Annotated in this window: 18 protein-coding genes; 17 read left to right on the top strand and 1 reads right to left on the bottom strand. The window is 40.3% G+C overall.

The window, feature by feature from the left end; all coding sequences use genetic code 11:
- Nucleotides 1–407 precede the first annotated feature (407 nt).
- From JZO83_RS03480 to JZO83_RS03505, 6 genes are all read left to right on the top strand, one after another.
- Nucleotides 408–674 carry a phosphocarrier protein HPr gene (locus JZO83_RS03480; RefSeq protein WP_002287602.1) on the top strand — a complete coding sequence of 89 codons (267 nt, stop codon included), beginning with the start codon at nucleotides 408–410 and terminating at the stop codon, nucleotides 672–674.
- Complete coding sequence (ptsP, locus tag JZO83_RS03485; protein ID WP_206859573.1) at nucleotides 674–2,401, top strand: phosphoenolpyruvate--protein phosphotransferase; 1,728 nt, start codon at nucleotides 674–676, stop codon at nucleotides 2,399–2,401. Before JZO83_RS03480 ends, ptsP begins: the two co-directional genes overlap by 1 nt.
- Before the next feature lie 168 nt (nucleotides 2,402–2,569).
- Nucleotides 2,570–3,610, top strand: coding sequence for a glycosyltransferase family 4 protein (locus JZO83_RS03490; RefSeq protein ID WP_206859575.1), 1,041 nt, complete (start codon nucleotides 2,570–2,572; stop codon nucleotides 3,608–3,610).
- A gap of 24 nt (nucleotides 3,611–3,634) precedes the next feature.
- Nucleotides 3,635–4,858: a glycosyltransferase family 4 protein gene (locus tag JZO83_RS03495; RefSeq protein WP_206859577.1), complete on the top strand. Its 1,224-nt coding sequence runs from the start codon at nucleotides 3,635–3,637 to the stop codon at nucleotides 4,856–4,858.
- An 87-nt stretch (nucleotides 4,859–4,945) separates the two neighbouring features.
- The gene (locus tag JZO83_RS03500) at nucleotides 4,946–5,833 is read left to right on the top strand and encodes an NAD(P)-dependent oxidoreductase (RefSeq protein WP_207114984.1); all 888 of its coding nucleotides are present in this window, start codon (nucleotides 4,946–4,948) and stop codon (nucleotides 5,831–5,833) included.
- Between the two features lie 85 nt (nucleotides 5,834–5,918).
- Nucleotides 5,919–6,149, top strand: coding sequence for a YkuJ family protein (locus JZO83_RS03505; RefSeq protein WP_206859581.1), 231 nt, complete (start codon nucleotides 5,919–5,921; stop codon nucleotides 6,147–6,149).
- Nucleotides 6,150–6,179: 30 nt separating this feature from the next.
- Here JZO83_RS03505 and JZO83_RS03510 read toward each other — a convergent pair whose 3' ends face one another.
- Nucleotides 6,180–7,136 carry a GIY-YIG nuclease family protein gene (locus JZO83_RS03510; protein ID WP_207114985.1) on the bottom strand — a complete coding sequence of 319 codons (957 nt, stop codon included), beginning with the start codon at nucleotides 7,134–7,136 and terminating at the stop codon, nucleotides 6,180–6,182.
- Nucleotides 7,137–7,446: 310 nt separating this feature from the next.
- Between JZO83_RS03510 and JZO83_RS03515 the strand changes: the two genes are divergently transcribed.
- The 11 genes from JZO83_RS03515 to JZO83_RS03565 all read left to right on the top strand — a co-directional run bounded on the left by JZO83_RS03515 (nucleotide 7,447) and on the right by JZO83_RS03565 (nucleotide 16,120).
- Entirely contained in the window at nucleotides 7,447–7,887 is a 441-nt protein-coding gene (locus JZO83_RS03515; RefSeq protein WP_206859584.1) for a MarR family transcriptional regulator, read from the top strand.
- A gap of 9 nt (nucleotides 7,888–7,896) precedes the next feature.
- Nucleotides 7,897–8,859 (top strand): beta-ketoacyl-ACP synthase III, encoded by a 963-nt coding sequence (locus tag JZO83_RS03520; protein ID WP_206859586.1) that lies wholly within the window; start codon nucleotides 7,897–7,899, stop codon nucleotides 8,857–8,859.
- Nucleotides 8,860–8,910: 51 nt separating this feature from the next.
- Complete coding sequence (locus JZO83_RS03525) at nucleotides 8,911–9,135, top strand: acyl carrier protein (RefSeq protein ID WP_034688440.1); 225 nt, start codon at nucleotides 8,911–8,913, stop codon at nucleotides 9,133–9,135.
- A 108-nt stretch (nucleotides 9,136–9,243) separates the two neighbouring features.
- Complete coding sequence (gene fabD / locus JZO83_RS03530; protein WP_206859587.1) at nucleotides 9,244–10,164, top strand: ACP S-malonyltransferase; 921 nt, start codon at nucleotides 9,244–9,246, stop codon at nucleotides 10,162–10,164.
- A gap of 10 nt (nucleotides 10,165–10,174) precedes the next feature.
- Nucleotides 10,175–10,912, top strand: coding sequence for a 3-oxoacyl-[acyl-carrier-protein] reductase (gene fabG, locus JZO83_RS03535; protein ID WP_206859588.1), 738 nt, complete (start codon nucleotides 10,175–10,177; stop codon nucleotides 10,910–10,912).
- A gap of 12 nt (nucleotides 10,913–10,924) precedes the next feature.
- A complete protein-coding gene (fabF, locus tag JZO83_RS03540) occupies nucleotides 10,925–12,160 on the top strand; it encodes a beta-ketoacyl-ACP synthase II (protein WP_207114986.1) in 1,236 nt (411 codons plus the stop codon).
- A gap of 2 nt (nucleotides 12,161–12,162) precedes the next feature.
- Nucleotides 12,163–12,645 carry an acetyl-CoA carboxylase biotin carboxyl carrier protein gene (accB, locus tag JZO83_RS03545; RefSeq protein WP_347401502.1) on the top strand — a complete coding sequence of 161 codons (483 nt, stop codon included), beginning with the start codon at nucleotides 12,163–12,165 and terminating at the stop codon, nucleotides 12,643–12,645.
- Nucleotides 12,646–12,664: 19 nt separating this feature from the next.
- The gene (gene fabZ, locus JZO83_RS03550; protein WP_206859602.1) at nucleotides 12,665–13,084 is read left to right on the top strand and encodes a 3-hydroxyacyl-ACP dehydratase FabZ; all 420 of its coding nucleotides are present in this window, start codon (nucleotides 12,665–12,667) and stop codon (nucleotides 13,082–13,084) included.
- Nucleotides 13,085–13,091: 7 nt separating this feature from the next.
- Nucleotides 13,092–14,471: an acetyl-CoA carboxylase biotin carboxylase subunit gene (locus JZO83_RS03555; RefSeq protein ID WP_207114988.1), complete on the top strand. Its 1,380-nt coding sequence runs from the start codon at nucleotides 13,092–13,094 to the stop codon at nucleotides 14,469–14,471.
- 1 nt (nucleotide 14,472) lies between these two features.
- Entirely contained in the window at nucleotides 14,473–15,342 is an 870-nt protein-coding gene (gene accD / locus JZO83_RS03560) for an acetyl-CoA carboxylase, carboxyltransferase subunit beta (protein WP_207114989.1), read from the top strand.
- Nucleotides 15,335–16,120: an acetyl-CoA carboxylase carboxyl transferase subunit alpha gene (locus tag JZO83_RS03565; RefSeq protein WP_207114990.1), complete on the top strand. Its 786-nt coding sequence runs from the start codon at nucleotides 15,335–15,337 to the stop codon at nucleotides 16,118–16,120. Before accD ends, JZO83_RS03565 begins: the two co-directional genes overlap by 8 nt.
- Nucleotides 16,121–16,219: the final 99 nt, after the last annotated feature.

The raw sequence follows: 16,219 nt of genomic DNA on the forward strand, positions 1-16,219 counted from the left end.
CCATTTGTTTTAATTATACTGAATTTTTGCTGAGACGCAAGTAATTGATTCTTTGGATCGTGGAAAAAATTAAATCAGGTAGGCGTCAAGCCTCATTTGCTGATAATTTTCAGAATTCACAATACAGAAAACGAATACTTTATAGGAAGAATAGTATCATGAAGATCAAGCGAAGATAAAAAAACAAGGTTTCTATCAAAACAGAAGGAATAGAAACTAAGCATGAGATAAATCAGCAAGATACTTTACTGGAATTTCTCTCAATTTAAATGAAAACTGTTGTAACTAAGGAAAAAAAATGGTAATCTTTACAGATGAAAGGGTTCATCTGCTTAGCTCTATCATGGATTGCTAAAAAAGAAAACCCTCACATAAAAACAACACTCACTTAAAGGAGACCGATTAATATGGAAAAGAAAGAATTTCACGTAGTAGCAGAAACTGGGATCCACGCACGTCCAGCTACACTATTAGTACAAACAGCAAGCAAATTTAACTCTGATGTAAACTTAGAGTATAAAGGTAAATCAGTAAACTTAAAATCTATCATGGGCGTAATGTCTTTAGGTGTAGGTCAAGGTTCTGATGTTACTATCACTGCTGAAGGTGCTGACGAAGCAGACGCTATGGCAGCTATCGTTGAAACAATGAAGAAAGAAGGCTTATCTGAATAATGGTTGAAATGCTAAAAGGGATCGCCGCTAGTGACGGAGTAGCCGTTGCAAAAGCTTACCTGCTAGTTCAACCGGATTTATCATTCAGTAAGACGACAGTTGAGGATACTTCAGCTGAAGAAGCTCGTTTAGATGGTGCTTTAGCAAAATCAACTGAAGAATTACAACAAATTCGTGAAAAAGCAGCGCAAAGCTTAGGTGAAGCAGAAGCGCAAGTATTTGACGCACATTTAATGGTTCTTTCAGATCCTGAAATGATAGGTCAAATCAAACAAAACATCAAAGATAACAGCGTAAATGCTGAATCTGCTCTTAAAGAAGTAACTGATATGTATATCGGTATGTTCGAAGCAATGGAAGATAATGCTTACATGCAAGAACGTGCAGCAGATATTCGTGACGTTGCAAAACGTATTTTAGCACATCTACTAGGTGTGACTTTACCAAACCCTTCAATGATCAATGAAGAAGTAGTTGTCGTGGCACATGATTTGACGCCAAGTGACACTGCACAATTAGATCGTAACTTCGTAAAAGCTTTTGTAACAGATATCGGTGGACGTACATCGCATTCTGCGATCATGGCTCGTTCTCTTGAAATCCCAGCAATCGTTGGAACAAAAGAAATCACTGCGAAAGTGAAAGAAGGCGTAATGTTAGCTGTTAACGGAATCGAAGGCGATGTAGTCATTGATCCAACAGCAGAACAAAAAGCTGAATTTGAAAAAATCGGTGCAGATTATGCTGCACAAAAAGCAGAATGGGAAAAACTGAAACATGCTGAAACAGTGACTGCCGATGGCAAACACTTTGAATTAGCAGCCAACATTGGTACACCAAAAGACTTAGTCGGTGTGCATAACAATGGAGGCGAAGCAGTTGGACTTTACCGTACTGAGTTCCTTTATATGGATTCACCAGATTTTCCTACTGAAGAAGACCAATATGTTGCTTATAAAGCAGTATTGGAAGGAATGGAAGGAAAACCTGTCGTTGTTCGTACAATGGATATCGGTGGAGATAAAGAACTACCATACTTGCAATTGCCGCATGAGATGAATCCGTTCTTAGGATACCGTGCATTACGTATCAGCTTGTCAGAACAAGGTGACGACATGTTCCGTACGCAAATGCGTGCGTTGTTACGCGCCTCTGTTCATGGAAACTTGCGTATCATGTTCCCAATGGTTGCTACACTAAAAGAATTCCGTAGTGCAAAAGCAATCTTTGAAGAAGAAAAACAAAAATTAGTAAATGAAGGCATTGAAGTTTCTGATTCGATCCAAGTAGGGATCATGATCGAGATTCCAGCTGCAGCCGTTATTGCGGATAAATTTGCTAAAGAAGTTGACTTCTTCTCAGTAGGAACAAACGACTTGATCCAATACACAATGGCAGCTGACCGTATGAACGAACGTGTTTCATACTTGTACCAACCATACAATCCATCAATCCTACGTTTGATCAAAAACGTCATTGATGCAGCACATGCTGAAGGTAAATGGGCTGGTATGTGTGGAGAAATGGCCGGCGATCAAATGGCTGTTCCTTTACTTGTTGGTATGGGATTAGATGAGTTCTCAATGAGTGCAACATCGATCTTGAAAACACGTAGCTTGATGAAACGTTTAGACACAAGCAAAATGGCTGAACTAGCGGATCGCGCGCTTAATGAGTGCGATACAATGGAAGAAGTCGTAGAGCTTGTCAATGAATATCTAGCTTGATTTTTTAAAACAGGTACAGTATTTGGCTGTGCCTGTTTTTTTGTTTTTATGCAATAAGCAAAATTAAATTCTGCGCTATCTTACAACTTTGTTGGGAAAAAATCGGACTTAAGGTTGAGTGACAGGTTTCAGGCTGTGTTATAATATAAGAGTAAGGGGGCAACATAGATGAAGGTATTACTATATTTTGAAAGTGAGAAGATACTTTCTAAGTCCGGCATTGGTCGTGCACTTGATCATCAAAAACGTGCTCTTAAGGATGTAGGGATCTCCTATACTTTAGATAGTAAGGAAGACTATGATATTTTGCACATCAATACATATGGTATCAATAGTCATAATATGATCAATAAAGCGCGTAGAAACGGCAAGAAAATTATATATCATGCGCATTCAACAGAAGAGGATTTTCGTAATTCCTTTATCGGTTCGAATCAATTATCGCCGTTAGTAAAAAAATATTTAGTTGGTCTGTATGAAAAGGCGGATTACTTGATCACACCAACTCCCTATTCAAAAAAATTACTGAAAAGTTATGGGATCGATTTGCCTATCCAATCAATCTCCAACGGGATCGATTTAGAGAAATATCAACCTGATCCTGTCAAAGAACAAAAATTTAGGCAGTATTTCAATCTGTTACCTGACCAAAAAGTAATCATTTGTGTTGGACTCTTTTTTGCTAGAAAAGGGATCATTGATTTTGTTGAAATAGCAAAACAGATGCCAGACTATACATTTATCTGGTTTGGTCATGTGCCAATGTATTCGATCCCAAGCAACATCCGTAAAATCGTAAAAGAAGATCATCCTGATAATGTTATTTTTCCAGGCTACATTCGAGGCGAGATCATCGAAGGCGCTTATTCAGGAGCGGATTTATTCTTTTTCCCTTCTTATGAAGAAACAGAAGGAATCGTAGTGCTTGAAGCTTTAGCAAGTAAACAAAATGTGTTAGTACGTGATATCCCTGTCTATGAAGGTTGGCTCGAAGATCAAAAAAATTGTTATATGGGACGAAACAATGAAGAGTTTTGTGAACTGATTCAAAAAATCGTACAACAAGAAGTTCCTAGCGTAGTCGAAGCTGGCTATCGAACAGCTGAAGAACGAAGTATTGAAAGAATTGGTGAGCAGCTTCAATCGGTCTATGAAGAAGTGTTGAAAGCATCTGATTCTTCAAGTGAACAAATGGAAGAATCAAAATAAAAGGTAGTTTGGAGGCGAAAAAAGATGAAAATCGGCTTTTTTACCGATACCTATTTTCCGCAGGTAAGTGGCGTAGCTACATCGATCAAGACATTGAAAGAAGAACTCGAAAAAATGGGGCATGACGTCTATATATTTACGACAACAGACCCTAATGCAGACAAGTTAGAAAAAGATGTGATCCGTATGCCGAGTGTTCCATTTGTATCATTCAAAGAACGACGAGTCGTGGTACGTGGAATGTGGTATGCCTATTTAGTAGCGAAAGAGTTAGAATTAGATCTGATCCATACGCACACTGAATTTGGTGCTGGCATTCTTGGAAAGATGGTGGCCAAAAAATTAAAAATCCCATCGATCCATACGTATCACACGATGTACGAAGATTATCTCCACTACATTGCAAAAGGAAAAGTGATTCGACAATCCCATGTCAAATACTTGTCACGGTTATTTGTGAATCATACGACAGGTGTCGTTTGTCCGAGTGAACGTGTGATCGAAACGTTGCGTAGCTATGGCGTGACAGCGCCATTGCGAGTGATACCAACAGGGATCGACATTGATAAGTTCAAACGTCCAGAAATCACACAAGAACAAACCAACGAGTTACGTGAATCTTTAGGGATCAAAGAAAATGGTTTGATGATTTTGTCTTTGAGTCGGATTTCTTATGAAAAAAATATCCAAGCATTGATCCAAGGGTTTCCAGAAGTCATTGAAAAGTATCCTGAGGCACGCTTGGTCATTGTTGGTAAAGGTCCTTATGTAGATCAACTAAAAGAATTGATCACCTCACTGGATCTCGATGAAGTAGTTCAATTCACCGGAGAAGTCGATAATAACGATGTCGCATTTTACTATCGTGCGGCTGATTATTTCGTATGTGCTTCTACCTCTGAAACGCAAGGATTGACGTACACAGAAGCAATGGCGGCTGGTACACCATGTGTTGTTGAAGGAAACGATTATTTGAATCGTTTGTTTGATCATGCTTCTCTTGGACGAACATTTGAACGAGATGAAGACTTTGCTCCTGCACTTATTGATTATATTGAAAGCAAAGTAGAAAAAGATCCAGAAATCTTCGAGAAAAAACTTTTTGAGATCTCAGCTACTCATTTCGGCCAATCAATGATCGAATTTTATGAAGATATGCTTGTTTATTACAAAGAAGAAATGCGTAAAAAAGAAGAAGAAGCATCGATCGAACGAATTAAAATTAAATTAAATTCCTTCAAAAGATAAAAAAACAGTGAATAATTCTAAAAAAATCCTTGTTTCTAGCGTATACTAGCATAGAAACAAGGATTTTATCGTTTAGGAGGGCACAAGATGAAAATTGGTTTTATCGGCACAGGAGTTATGGGAACTGCGATCGTTCGTCATTTACAAAAAGCAGGTCATGAACTTACTGTTTATAATCGCACAAAAGCAAAAGCGGAACCACTCGTCGAAGAAGGAGCAACTTGGGCGGATAGTCCGCAACAGGTAGCTGAAACAAGCCAAGTGGTCTTTACGATGGTTGGCTATCCTCAAGATGTAGAAGAAATCTATTATGGTGAAAAAGGGATTTTCCGAGCTGGATTGAGTGGTAAAACAGTCGTTGATTTGACGACAAGTACTCCAACACTTGCAGAAAAGATTGCAACAAGCGCGCAAGAGCTAGGAGCAGAAGCATTAGATGCACCAGTTTCAGGGGGCGATCTAGGTGCTAAGAATGGTACTTTGACGATCATGGTCGGCGGAAAAGAGCATGTCTACGAGGAAATATTACCGTTATTCCGAGAGTTTGGAACGACATTTACGTTGCATGGCTCAGCTGGAAAAGGGCAGCATACAAAAATGGCAAACCAAATCATGATCGCTGGTACGATGACTGGCATGACAGAAATGCTTGTTTATGCGCAAGAAGCTGGTTTAGACTTAGAAAAAGTCATCGCTACACTTTCAGGTGGCAGTGCAGCCAATTGGTCATTGAGCAATTATGCGCCACGTATTTTACAGGAAAATTATTCGCCTGGTTTTTTTGTCAAACATTTTATCAAAGATTTGACGATCGCTTTGGCAGAAGCAGAAAAATTAGGACTGGATTTACCGGCGACAAAAGAAGCCCGAAAACTATATGAACAGCTAGCGGAAAAGGGTTTTGAGAATGACGGAACACAAGCGTTGATCAAGCTTTGGTGGGAAGATGGAAAGCAGCCGAAAAAAAAATCTTAAAAAACCAGTTTTTTTGGAGAAAATCAATGCAAGTCGACGATGCTTTTGATACAATATAACAGAACTAAGAAAAGGAGGACCTCCGATGGCACATTCACAATTGGTCGCAATCATTAAACGACTGGAGGCTATGGTCGAATCAGCAGACAATGAACTGCAAGTTCGTCGCTTTGAAAAAGAAGGCGTAGAAAAATGTACCGTGACTTATGATAAAGCGACCGAAACATTTGAACTTACTGAGACAGACACACATCAACAATACGAATTCGACAATGTCGATATCGTTGCGATGGAGATCTATGATTTGATTCAATAAGATTTCGAGCTAGCTAAAAGAGCCTGGAATTCAGCCGATTGGTTGGATTCCAGACTCTTTTTTTATTTGTTGTTCGGCTTTGACTAATTTACGCTGATAACTGATCAAGATCTGAACAGGATCGATTTCCGCTTGAGATAGTTGACGCTTGAGTGACAACGTATTATCTTTTTCATAGTAGAAATGAGGTGCTTGTCCTGGCTCTGTAATCGCTGTATCAGCCACTTGACCATAGCAGATCAGGAAATGCTTCATCTTGGATTCATCGCTAGCTAACGGCATGCTCAGCGTGATTCTCGGCGTACGCAAAAACTTTTTTTGTTCTTGTACCCTACGTGTAAAATAGGTGACCAATTCAATATCCCTTTGAAGAATAGCCGCCTTTTCAAAATTTAGTTGTTCAATGAAATGCAATTGACGTTTTTTTAAATAGCTGATCAATTTCTTATTTCTCCCTTGTAACAACCCTTGGATCTCTTTCTTCTTTTGTTCAAAAGTCCAATCCTTCAATTCTGGAAGTTGGGCTTGTAAGGCTAAATGACTGATTTCAGAAAGCCACGGCATTTGATAGTTTTCTTCGATGATGCGAAGGATACTCGGCATTTTTTTGTAAAGTCGAAACGGACCGTAAGTTCTTGCAGTGGGCACATTCGTGAGAGAAAGGCCATCAGGTTGGATATCTAAGTAGTTGTAGTTATCGAAATAATTCATTTGTCGGTTGTAGATCGGACGATAGTGTTGGATCAATTGACACTCTAACAATAGAGCATCTAGTTCTGTGTCGACGACAACGACCTCAAAATCGGCAATCGAACGAACTAAGCGCAAGACTTTTTTTGAGTGTTGTTTATTTTGATAAAAATACGTACTTACACGATTTTTTAGATTTTTAGCTTTACCTACATAAATAATTTTTCCTTCACTATTTTTCATTAAGTAAACCCCAGGTAATAAAGGGAGGTTTTTTACTTTCTCTTTTGGTTGCATAAGTGCTCCTCTAGTTGAAATTGAAATCAAAAAGATTATAACAGATTTACGAAAATGAACAATATAAGCTATGATATTTTATAAATAAATTAAAGAGATACTTTGATAATCAAAATATTTTTTTGGAAACTGATTTTAATTGTTTGATAAAAAAATGCTGGTATTAAAGCTTTTTGTCATGAAAATAAAATTAAAAAAAATTAATAATGCAAAAAAATCTAGTGAAAAGGTTGCATTTTGAAAAAAGTTAAGATATAGTTTGAACATCAAAAGATTTGATAATCAAACTAATTTTAGTGGATGGTGGAACATGGAACCTGATTTTAATACAGTAAATGATTATCTCGTTAGTGTCTTCAATGATATTTTGACGATCGAAGAATCCGAATTAAAAAAGTCACAATTCAAAGATCTGTCGATTACAGAGATGCATACGATCGAGGCAATCGGTATGTACAAGAAAAAGACAACTTCAGAAGTAGCCAAAGAACTGTCGATTACTGTTGGGACCTTGACCACTGCTATCAACAAGTTAGTTAGAAAAGGCTATGTTGAGCGTATCCGTAGTGAAGACGACCGACGAGTGGTGAAGCTGGGGTTAACAAAAAAAGGAAAGCTGCTTTACCGCGTGCATCAGCATTTCCATCGTGAAATGGTCAAAAACATCATAGACGGTCTGGCTGCCGACGAACAACAAGCTTTGCTGTCTGCATTGAAAAACTTGCATGATTTCTTGCGAGATTACAAGTGAGGAAGTTTAATGGAACAATTTGGAACGATCACAGCAACGGCAAGTGTCTTACCGGAAAAAATCATCACAAATGATGATCTCTCAAAAATGATGGACACTTCGGATGAGTGGATCTCATCACGTACAGGAATCAAGGAGAGACATTGTGTAACCGACCAGGAAACTTCCGATTTGTGTTACCTCGTTGCCAAAAAATTGCTAAAAAAAAGAGCACTTGATCCGAATGAACTTGATTTTATCATCGTAGCTACGATGTCGCCCGATTATACATCCCCATCTGTAGCGACCTTAGTTCAAGGTAGGATCGGCGCAACAAAAGCAATCGCTTTTGATATCAGCGCAGCTTGTTCGGGATTTGTTTATGCATTGAGTGTAGCAGAGAAATTGATTCGCTGCGGCTCAATGAAGGGTTTAGTGATTGGCGGCGAAACATTATCCAAACTGATCGATTGGACAGATCGTTCAACCGCTGTTTTGTTTGGTGATGGTGCAGGAGGCATTTTATTAGAAGCCGGACCAGAACAAAAATTATTGAGAGAATCGCTAGCGGCAGATGGCTCGCGTGCGCAATCCCTCACTTCCGGTTATCTGCCAAATCATTCGCCTTTATACACGGAAGATTCAGAAGGTTCTTACTATTTAAAAATGGTCGGACGAGATATTTTTGATTTTGCTGTAAGAGACGTTGCGATGAACATCAAAGAGATCATTCAAGGCACAGCTGTTGATTATCTGCTTTTGCATCAAGCAAATTTGCGAATCATCGAAAAGATTGCTCGTAAGGTCAAAGTCCCACAAGAGCAGTTTCTAACGAACATGGATAAATACGGTAATACTTCCGCAGCAAGCATCCCGATTCTTTTAGATGAGGCAGTAGAAAGCGGAGCAATCACATTAGGACAAAAACAAAAAGTGGTATTTACAGGTTATGGTGGAGGATTGACATGGGGAAGTATCCTCATGGAACTATAAACTGATAAAAATAAAAATATAAAAAAGAAACAATATCGGAGGAATTATCATATGGTATTCGAAAAAATTCAAGAAATCATTGCGGAAGAATTAGGAAAAGACGCAGAAGAAATCAAATTAACGACAAACATCCAAGAAGACCTTGAAGCAGATAGCTTGGATTTATTCCAAATCATCAACGAGATCGAAGATGAATTTGATGTGAAAATCGAAACAGAAGATGGCATCAAAACAGTTCAAGATTTAGTCACTTATGTTGAAAAACAAACTGCATAATCATCAAGATTAGGTTGGGGGCTGGGACATTTTCCGAAAAAGGAGTGTCTTAGCCTTTTTTTAAATGAAAAGAAGATATTTATCCTGAATATAAATAGGAGAACGATGATGAAAACAGCATTTTTATTTAGTGGACAAGGTGCACAATACCAAGGAATGGGTCAAGACCTCTACCATGAGCCAATCGTGAAAAAGACCTTTGATGAAGCAAGTGAGATCTTAGGCTATGATATGGCAGAGCTTTGTTTTTCAACAAATGATCGTTTAGATCAAACGGTCTATACACAGCCTGCTATTTTGACTGTCAGCATTGCCTTTTATCGTTTATTAGTAGAACGTGGAATCACTCCTCAGGCTGTCTTGGGACTTAGTTTAGGTGAATATTCTGCATTAGTGGCAAGTGGCGCTCTTTCCTTTAGAGAAGCCGTGGCGTTAGTCGAAAAAAGAGGTACGTTCATGACCGCCGCTGCACCAACAGGTAGTGGAAAAATGGTCGCAGTCATGAATGCACCAGCGGACGTGATCGAAGACTGTTGTAAACAGGCAGAACAAATAGGGATCGTTTCACCAGCAAATTACAACACCCCACAGCAGATCGTCATTGGTGGTGAAGAAAAAGCAGTGGATCAAGCGGTTGCTTTACTAAAAGAACAAGGCATCAAACGGATGATCCCACTGAATGTCAGTGGTCCTTTCCACACAGCCATCTTGGAACCAGCTGCTAGACAGCTAGCAGAAGAACTAAGCAAAATCGCTTTTTCGGAACCTAAGATCCCAGTGATCAGTAATACAACAACGGAGATCATGACAAAGGAAAGTATCCCAGCTTTACTTGAACAACAAGTGATGAAACCTGTTCGTTTCTATGAAAGTATCGAAAAACTCAAAGACTTAGGGATCGAACAAGTCGTTGAGGTCGGACCGGGTAAAGTCTTAAGTGGTTTTATGAAAAAGATCGACAAATCGATCGCAGTCACACGTGTTGAAAATCAGCAAACATTCGAAGAAACAATCAATCAATTGTCATAGGAGGCAAGTTATGGACGTAACTGGAAAAAATGTGTTTATTACAGGCAGTACACGAGGAATTGGCGAAGCCATTGCTTTAGCTTTTGCCAAAGCAGGGGCAAATATCTTCCTAAACGGTCGTGGAGAGATCCCAGCCGAAAAAATCGATGCAATCAAGGCATACGGTGTGGAGTGCGTGGGGATCTCAGGCGATATCTCCGATTATGATAAAGCAGGAGAGATGATCAAAGAAGCAGAAAAGCAATTGGGTTCTGTCGATATTCTGGTGAATAACGCTGGAGTTACTAATGATAAACTTGTCTTACGTATGGATGCAGATGATTTCAAGAAATGTTTAGATATCAATTTAACAGGCACTTTCAATATGACACAGCACGTGTTGAAAAAAATGATGAAAAAAAGAGAAGGAGCAATCATCAATCTTTCAAGTGTTTCTGGATTGATCGGTAACTTAGGCCAAGCCAATTATGCAGCGAGTAAAGCAGGTGTTGTCGGTTTTACTAAATCGGTGGCACGAGAAGTTGCGACAAGAGGAATCACTTGTAATGTGATTGCGCCTGGTTTTGTTACTACGGATATGACAGATGTCCTATCTGAGAAAGTAAGAGAGCAAGCAGAAAAACAAATTCCAATGCAACGTTTTGGCCAAGTAGAAGACATTGCGGAAGCCGCACTGTTCTTAGCGAAAAGTTCGTATATCACAGGTCAAGTCATCAATGTTGACGGCGGATTGGTCATGCACGGATAGGGAGGAAAATTAATGAATCGAGTAGTAATCACAGGTTATGGAGTCACTTCACCGATCGGGAATGATGCAGAAAGTTTTTTAGCTAGTTTAAAAGCTGGAACGAATGGTATTGCACCGATCACAAAATTTGATGCTTCAGAAACAGGTATCACATTAGCAGGTGAAGTCAAAGACTTTCCTTTTGATAAATATTTTGTAAAAAAAGACAGCAAACGGATGGATATGTTTTCAATTTATGGTATTTATGCCGCAATGGAAGCATTAGCAATGAGCGGGATCGAAAAAGAAGCAATCAACCAAGATCGTTTTGGTGTTATTGTCGGCTCTGGGATCGGTGGATTACCAACGATTGAAAGTCAAGTCATCCGGATGCATGACAAAGGACCAAACCGCGTTTCACCTATGTTTGTTCCAATGTCCATCGCTAATATGGCAGCTGGGAATATTGCCTTACGTGTAGGTGCTAAAGGCATTTGTACGTCGATCGTGACCGCATGTGCCAGTGGAACGAATGCCATTGGAGAAGCTTTCCGTAATATCAAACATGGCTATTCAGATATCATCCTTGCGGGCGGAACAGAAGCAACGATCTGTGAGATGGGAATCGCCGGATTCGCGGCATTGACTGCTCTATCCGAATCAACAGATCCAGCACGTGGTTCGATTCCGTTTGACGAAGGCCGTAATGGTTTCGTCATGGGTGAAGGAGCCGGTGTGTTAGTTCTAGAATCATTGGAACACGCACAAGCTCGCGGCGCAAAAATCTATGGTGAAGTCGTTGGATATGGCTCAAATTGTGATGCCTACCATATGACAGCTCCAACACCAGATGGTTCTGGCGCATCTAAAGCAATGAAACTAGCAATGGAAGAAGCAGGAATCGATGCGAAAGAAGTAGGATACATCAATGCGCATGGAACAAGTACACCTGCCAACGACCAAGCAGAAGCAAAAGCAATCCAAATCGCTTTAGGGGAATCATTCAGAGAAACCTATGTCAGCAGTACGAAATCGATGACTGGGCATTTATTAGGGGCCGCTGGAGGAATCGAGGCACTTGCGACATTGCTTGCGTTAGAGCATCAGTTCATTCCACCAAATATCAATGTAGAGAAACAAGATCCTGAAATTGATTTAAATGTGGTGATCAATGAAAGCAAAGAAGCCGAACTATCTTATGCTATGAGTAATTCATTAGGCTTCGGTGGACATAACGCTGTGCTATGTATGAAACGCTGGGAGGAATAATGTTGAAGATCAATGAAATCAAAGAATTAGTCAGTCAATTTGATCAATCCACGTTAACAGAATTTGACTTGAAAGACGGACAATTTGAATTATATATGAATAAAAATGAAATGAGTCGAGGAATGGGGCAACCCGTTCCGACACCCATGTTTTCTGAACCACAACCACAACCAGCTGCCCCAGTTGCAGCAAAAGAAGAAAGCAGTTCTACTCAGCAAGAAGTTGTAGCTGCACCAATAGTCGACGGTGTGGAAGTAAAATCACCGATCGTAGGAATCGTCTATTTACAACCCTCTCCTGATAAACCAGCTTTTAAAAAGGTGGGAGACAAAGTCACAAAAGGCGAAGTGATCTGTATCATCGAAGCGATGAAATTGATGAACGAAGTGACGAGTGATGTAGACGGTGAAATCGCAGCAATCTTGATCGACAATGAAGAGGTCGTAGAATACGGACAACCACTCTTTATCGTTCAACCAAATTAAGGCAAGGAGAACTAGACCTATGAACATTCAAGAAATCAAAAAAATCATCCCTCATCGTTATCCATTATTACTGATCGATCGAGTGGAAGAAATGGTCGAAGGCGAGCGGATCGTAGCCAAAAAAAATGTGACCATCAATGAACCTTTTTTCCAAGGACATTTTCCAGAAGAGCCTGTTATGCCAGGTGTCTTGATCGTTGAAGCAATGGCTCAAGCAGGAGCAGTTGCCCTCTTATCATTGGAACAGTTCAAAGGAAAAACTGCTTACTTTGGCGGATTAGATAAAGCCAAGTTTCGTAAAAAAGTGACTCCTGGAGATACGTTGATGTTAGAGGTCGAAATCACTAAAATCAAATCTTCTGCAGGAATAGGCAAAGGAATTGCAAAAGTGGATGGCAAAAAAGTTGCTGAAGCTGAATTAACCTTTATGATTGGATAGGTGAGTTATGTTTTCAAAAGTCTTGATAGCAAATCGCGGCGAAATAGCCGTACGGATCATTCGTGCCTGCCGTGAGCTTGGAATCCAAACCGTTGCGGTCTATTCTGAAGCGGATGCGGAGGCATTACACACACAATTAGCAGATGAAGCAATCTGTATCGGTCCTGCAAGAGCGACTGATTCATATTTGAATGTACAAGCAGTTTTAAGTGCAGCCATCGTAACAAAAGCAGAAGCCATCCATCCTGGATTTGGTTTCTTGTCTGAGAATAGTCGATTTGCTTCGATGTGTGAAGAATGTAATATCGTCTTTATTGGACCTAAAAGCAAAACGATCGATGACATGGGGAATAAAATCAACGCACGCCAGTTGATGCAACAAGCCAATGTCCCAGTGATCCCAGGTAGTGATGGTGTGCTGTCGACTGTTGAAGAAGCACTTGAAGTAGCAGAAAAAATCGGCTATCCAGTGATGCTCAAAGCCGCCGCTGGTGGTGGTGGTAAGGGAATCCGTAAAGTTTTATCAAAAGAAGAGTTACCACAACATTTTTCATCTGCCCAACAAGAGGCAGCAGCAGCTTTTGGTAACGATGAAATGTATCTAGAAAAAATCATTTATCCCGCAAGACATATTGAAGTCCAAGTATTGGGTGACCAATTTGGGCACGTTCTGCATCTAGGCGAACGCGATTGTTCATTGCAACGGAACAACCAAAAAGTATTAGAAGAATCCCCGTCTGTGGTGATTTCTGTAGAAAAACGAAATCATTTAGGATCTGCCGCAGTACGTGCTGCAAAGGCAGTGAACTATGAAAATGCAGGGACGATCGAATTTCTGATGGATGAATCCGGTGAATTTTATTTCATGGAAATGAATACCCGCATCCAAGTCGAACATCCAGTAACTGAAATGGTCACAAATATCGATTTAGTCAAAAAACAAATCGAGATTGCGGCTGGACGTCCATTAGAGATCCAACAAGAAGAGATCGTTTTTCAAGGACATGCCATCGAATGCCGGATCAATGCAGAAAATCCAGCGTTCCATTTCGCTCCTTCACCAGGGAAAATCAATGATCTATTACTGCCAGCTGGCGGTATGGGCTTACGGGTAGACAGCGCAGTTTATTCAGGCTACACGATCCCTCCTTATTACGATTCGATGATTGCTAAAGTCATCGTACATGGCGACACACGTTTTGATGCGTTGATGAAAATGCAACGAGCGTTGAGCGAGATCGTGACCGATGGGGTGATCACGAATGCCGAGTTCCAAATGGATCTGATCAGTCATCCAGCAGTGATTGCCGGAGATTACAGTACCGCATTCTTACAAGAAGAATTTTTACCGAATTGGATTCCCGAGACGGAGATAGGAGACGAATAAGATGGCTTTATTCAAAAAGAAAAAATACATTCGAATCAATCCTAATCGAGAAATCAAGCCAACAAATGCGCCGTCGGTCCCTGATAATATGTGGGCGAAATGTCCCAATTGTAAGCATATTATCTATACGAAAGATATTGGTGAAGAAAAAGTTTGTCCACATTGCAGTTACAATTTTAGGATCGGTGCGTGGCAACGATTAGCGCTGATCATCGATGAGAAAAGTTTAGAAGAATGGGATACGAACTTGGTCACCAAAGATCCACTTGATTTTCCTGATTATCAAAAAAAAATCAGCAAGATGCAAGAAAAGACTGGCTTACATGAAGCAGTTTTAACTGGTCAAGCGACCATCGAAGGCATTCCATTTGCTATCGGTGTCATGGACCCTAATTTTATCATGGGAAGCATGGGAACGATCGTGGGCGAAAAAATCACACGCTTATTTGAACGTGCCGCGGCGAAACAATTGCCTGTCGTATTATTTACTGCCTCTGGAGGCGCTCGTATGCAAGAAGGCATCTTTTCTCTGATGCAAATGGCCAAGATCTCAGCAGCTGTCAAACGTCACAGCAACAAGCAGCTATTTTACTTGACGGTATTGACAGATCCAACGACTGGAGGAGTCACTGCCAGCTTTGCGATGGAAGGGGATGTCATCTTAGCTGAACCACAAAGCTTGATCGGCTTTGCGGGACGCCGAGTGATCGAACAAACGATCAAACAGGAACTACCTGAAGACTTCCAAAAAGCTGAGTTTTTACTCGAGCATGGTTTTGTGGATCAAATCGTTCCAAGAAAAGAACTCAAGCAGACGATCCATCAATTACTAGAATTGCATACGCAGAAAGGATGGATCAACCATGAATAAAACAGCTCATGATATCGTCCAACTGGCACGTGCAAAAGATCGTTGGACAAGTCTTGATTTCTTTGAAACGATTTTTGAAGGCTTCCAAGAGTTTCATGGTGATCGCTTATTTGGTGATGATGAAGCTGTCGTTGGAGGAGTGGCGAAATTAGCCGGCAAACCAGTGACTGTCATTGGTATCCAAAAAGGCCGAGACTTGCAAGAAAACATTCGTCGGAATTTCGGTTCTCCTCATCCAGAAGGTTACCGTAAAGCACTACGTTTGATGAAACAAGCAGAAAAATTCAATCGTCCGGTCATTACGTTGATCAATACAGCGGGTGCCTATTGTGGGATCGGCGCAGAAGAACGTGGCGAAGGAGAAGCGATTGCCCGTAATCTGTTAGAAATGTCTGATTTGAAGGTACCGATCATCAGTATCATTATTGGTGAAGGCGGTAGTGGAGGGGCATTAGCCTTGGCGTTAGCCGATGAAGTCTGGATGTTAGAACAAACGATCTATGCAGTTTTATCACCAGAAGGATTTGCTTCGATTCTTTGGAAAGACGGCAGCCGAGCTGCTGAAGCCGCTGAATTGATGAAAGTTGCCGCTGGTGAATTATTAGAATTAGACGTCATCGATCGCGTGATTCCAGAAACATTCAACGGGGAGCCGTTAAGCAAAGAAAAAGTCGCTCGCATGATGCAAAAAGCATTGATCGAAAAACTGACCGAACTTTGCCAGAAACCCACCGAAGAATTGATCGAACAACGCTATCAACGTTTTCGTAAATATTAAGAAGATTTTTGATTTAAACTGTAGAGAATTTACTCTACAGTTTTTTCTGATTTATCATATGAAGCTATAGTAATTGGTTTATGATTTGTATATTTAACG

Source organism: Enterococcus sp. DIV1298c (genome assembly GCF_017316315.1).
GTDB lineage: Bacteria > Bacillota > Bacilli > Lactobacillales > Enterococcaceae > Enterococcus_B > Enterococcus_B mangumiae.

What these genes read in the sequence shown, in the direction of transcription:
- JZO83_RS03480 (WP_002287602.1), top strand. Translation starts at nt 408, where the DNA reads ATGGAAAAGAAAGAATTTCACGTAGTAGCAGAAACTGGGATCCACGCA.
- ptsP (WP_206859573.1), top strand. Translation starts at nt 674, where the DNA reads ATGGTTGAAATGCTAAAAGGGATCGCCGCTAGTGACGGAGTAGCCGTT.
- JZO83_RS03490 (WP_206859575.1), top strand. Translation starts at nt 2,570, where the DNA reads ATGAAGGTATTACTATATTTTGAAAGTGAGAAGATACTTTCTAAGTCC.
- JZO83_RS03495 (WP_206859577.1), top strand. Translation starts at nt 3,635, where the DNA reads ATGAAAATCGGCTTTTTTACCGATACCTATTTTCCGCAGGTAAGTGGC.
- JZO83_RS03500 (WP_207114984.1), top strand. Translation starts at nt 4,946, where the DNA reads ATGAAAATTGGTTTTATCGGCACAGGAGTTATGGGAACTGCGATCGTT.
- JZO83_RS03505 (WP_206859581.1), top strand. Translation starts at nt 5,919, where the DNA reads ATGGCACATTCACAATTGGTCGCAATCATTAAACGACTGGAGGCTATG.
- JZO83_RS03510 (WP_207114985.1), bottom strand. Translation starts at nt 7,136, where the DNA reads ATGCAACCAAAAGAGAAAGTAAAAAACCTCCCTTTATTACCTGGGGTT.
- JZO83_RS03515 (WP_206859584.1), top strand. Translation starts at nt 7,447, where the DNA reads ATGGAACCTGATTTTAATACAGTAAATGATTATCTCGTTAGTGTCTTC.
- JZO83_RS03520 (WP_206859586.1), top strand. Translation starts at nt 7,897, where the DNA reads ATGGAACAATTTGGAACGATCACAGCAACGGCAAGTGTCTTACCGGAA.
- JZO83_RS03525 (WP_034688440.1), top strand. Translation starts at nt 8,911, where the DNA reads ATGGTATTCGAAAAAATTCAAGAAATCATTGCGGAAGAATTAGGAAAA.
- fabD (WP_206859587.1), top strand. Translation starts at nt 9,244, where the DNA reads ATGAAAACAGCATTTTTATTTAGTGGACAAGGTGCACAATACCAAGGA.
- fabG (WP_206859588.1), top strand. Translation starts at nt 10,175, where the DNA reads ATGGACGTAACTGGAAAAAATGTGTTTATTACAGGCAGTACACGAGGA.
- fabF (WP_207114986.1), top strand. Translation starts at nt 10,925, where the DNA reads ATGAATCGAGTAGTAATCACAGGTTATGGAGTCACTTCACCGATCGGG.
- fabZ (WP_206859602.1), top strand. Translation starts at nt 12,665, where the DNA reads ATGAACATTCAAGAAATCAAAAAAATCATCCCTCATCGTTATCCATTA.
- JZO83_RS03555 (WP_207114988.1), top strand. Translation starts at nt 13,092, where the DNA reads ATGTTTTCAAAAGTCTTGATAGCAAATCGCGGCGAAATAGCCGTACGG.
- accD (WP_207114989.1), top strand. Translation starts at nt 14,473, where the DNA reads ATGGCTTTATTCAAAAAGAAAAAATACATTCGAATCAATCCTAATCGA.
- JZO83_RS03565 (WP_207114990.1), top strand. Translation starts at nt 15,335, where the DNA reads ATGAATAAAACAGCTCATGATATCGTCCAACTGGCACGTGCAAAAGAT.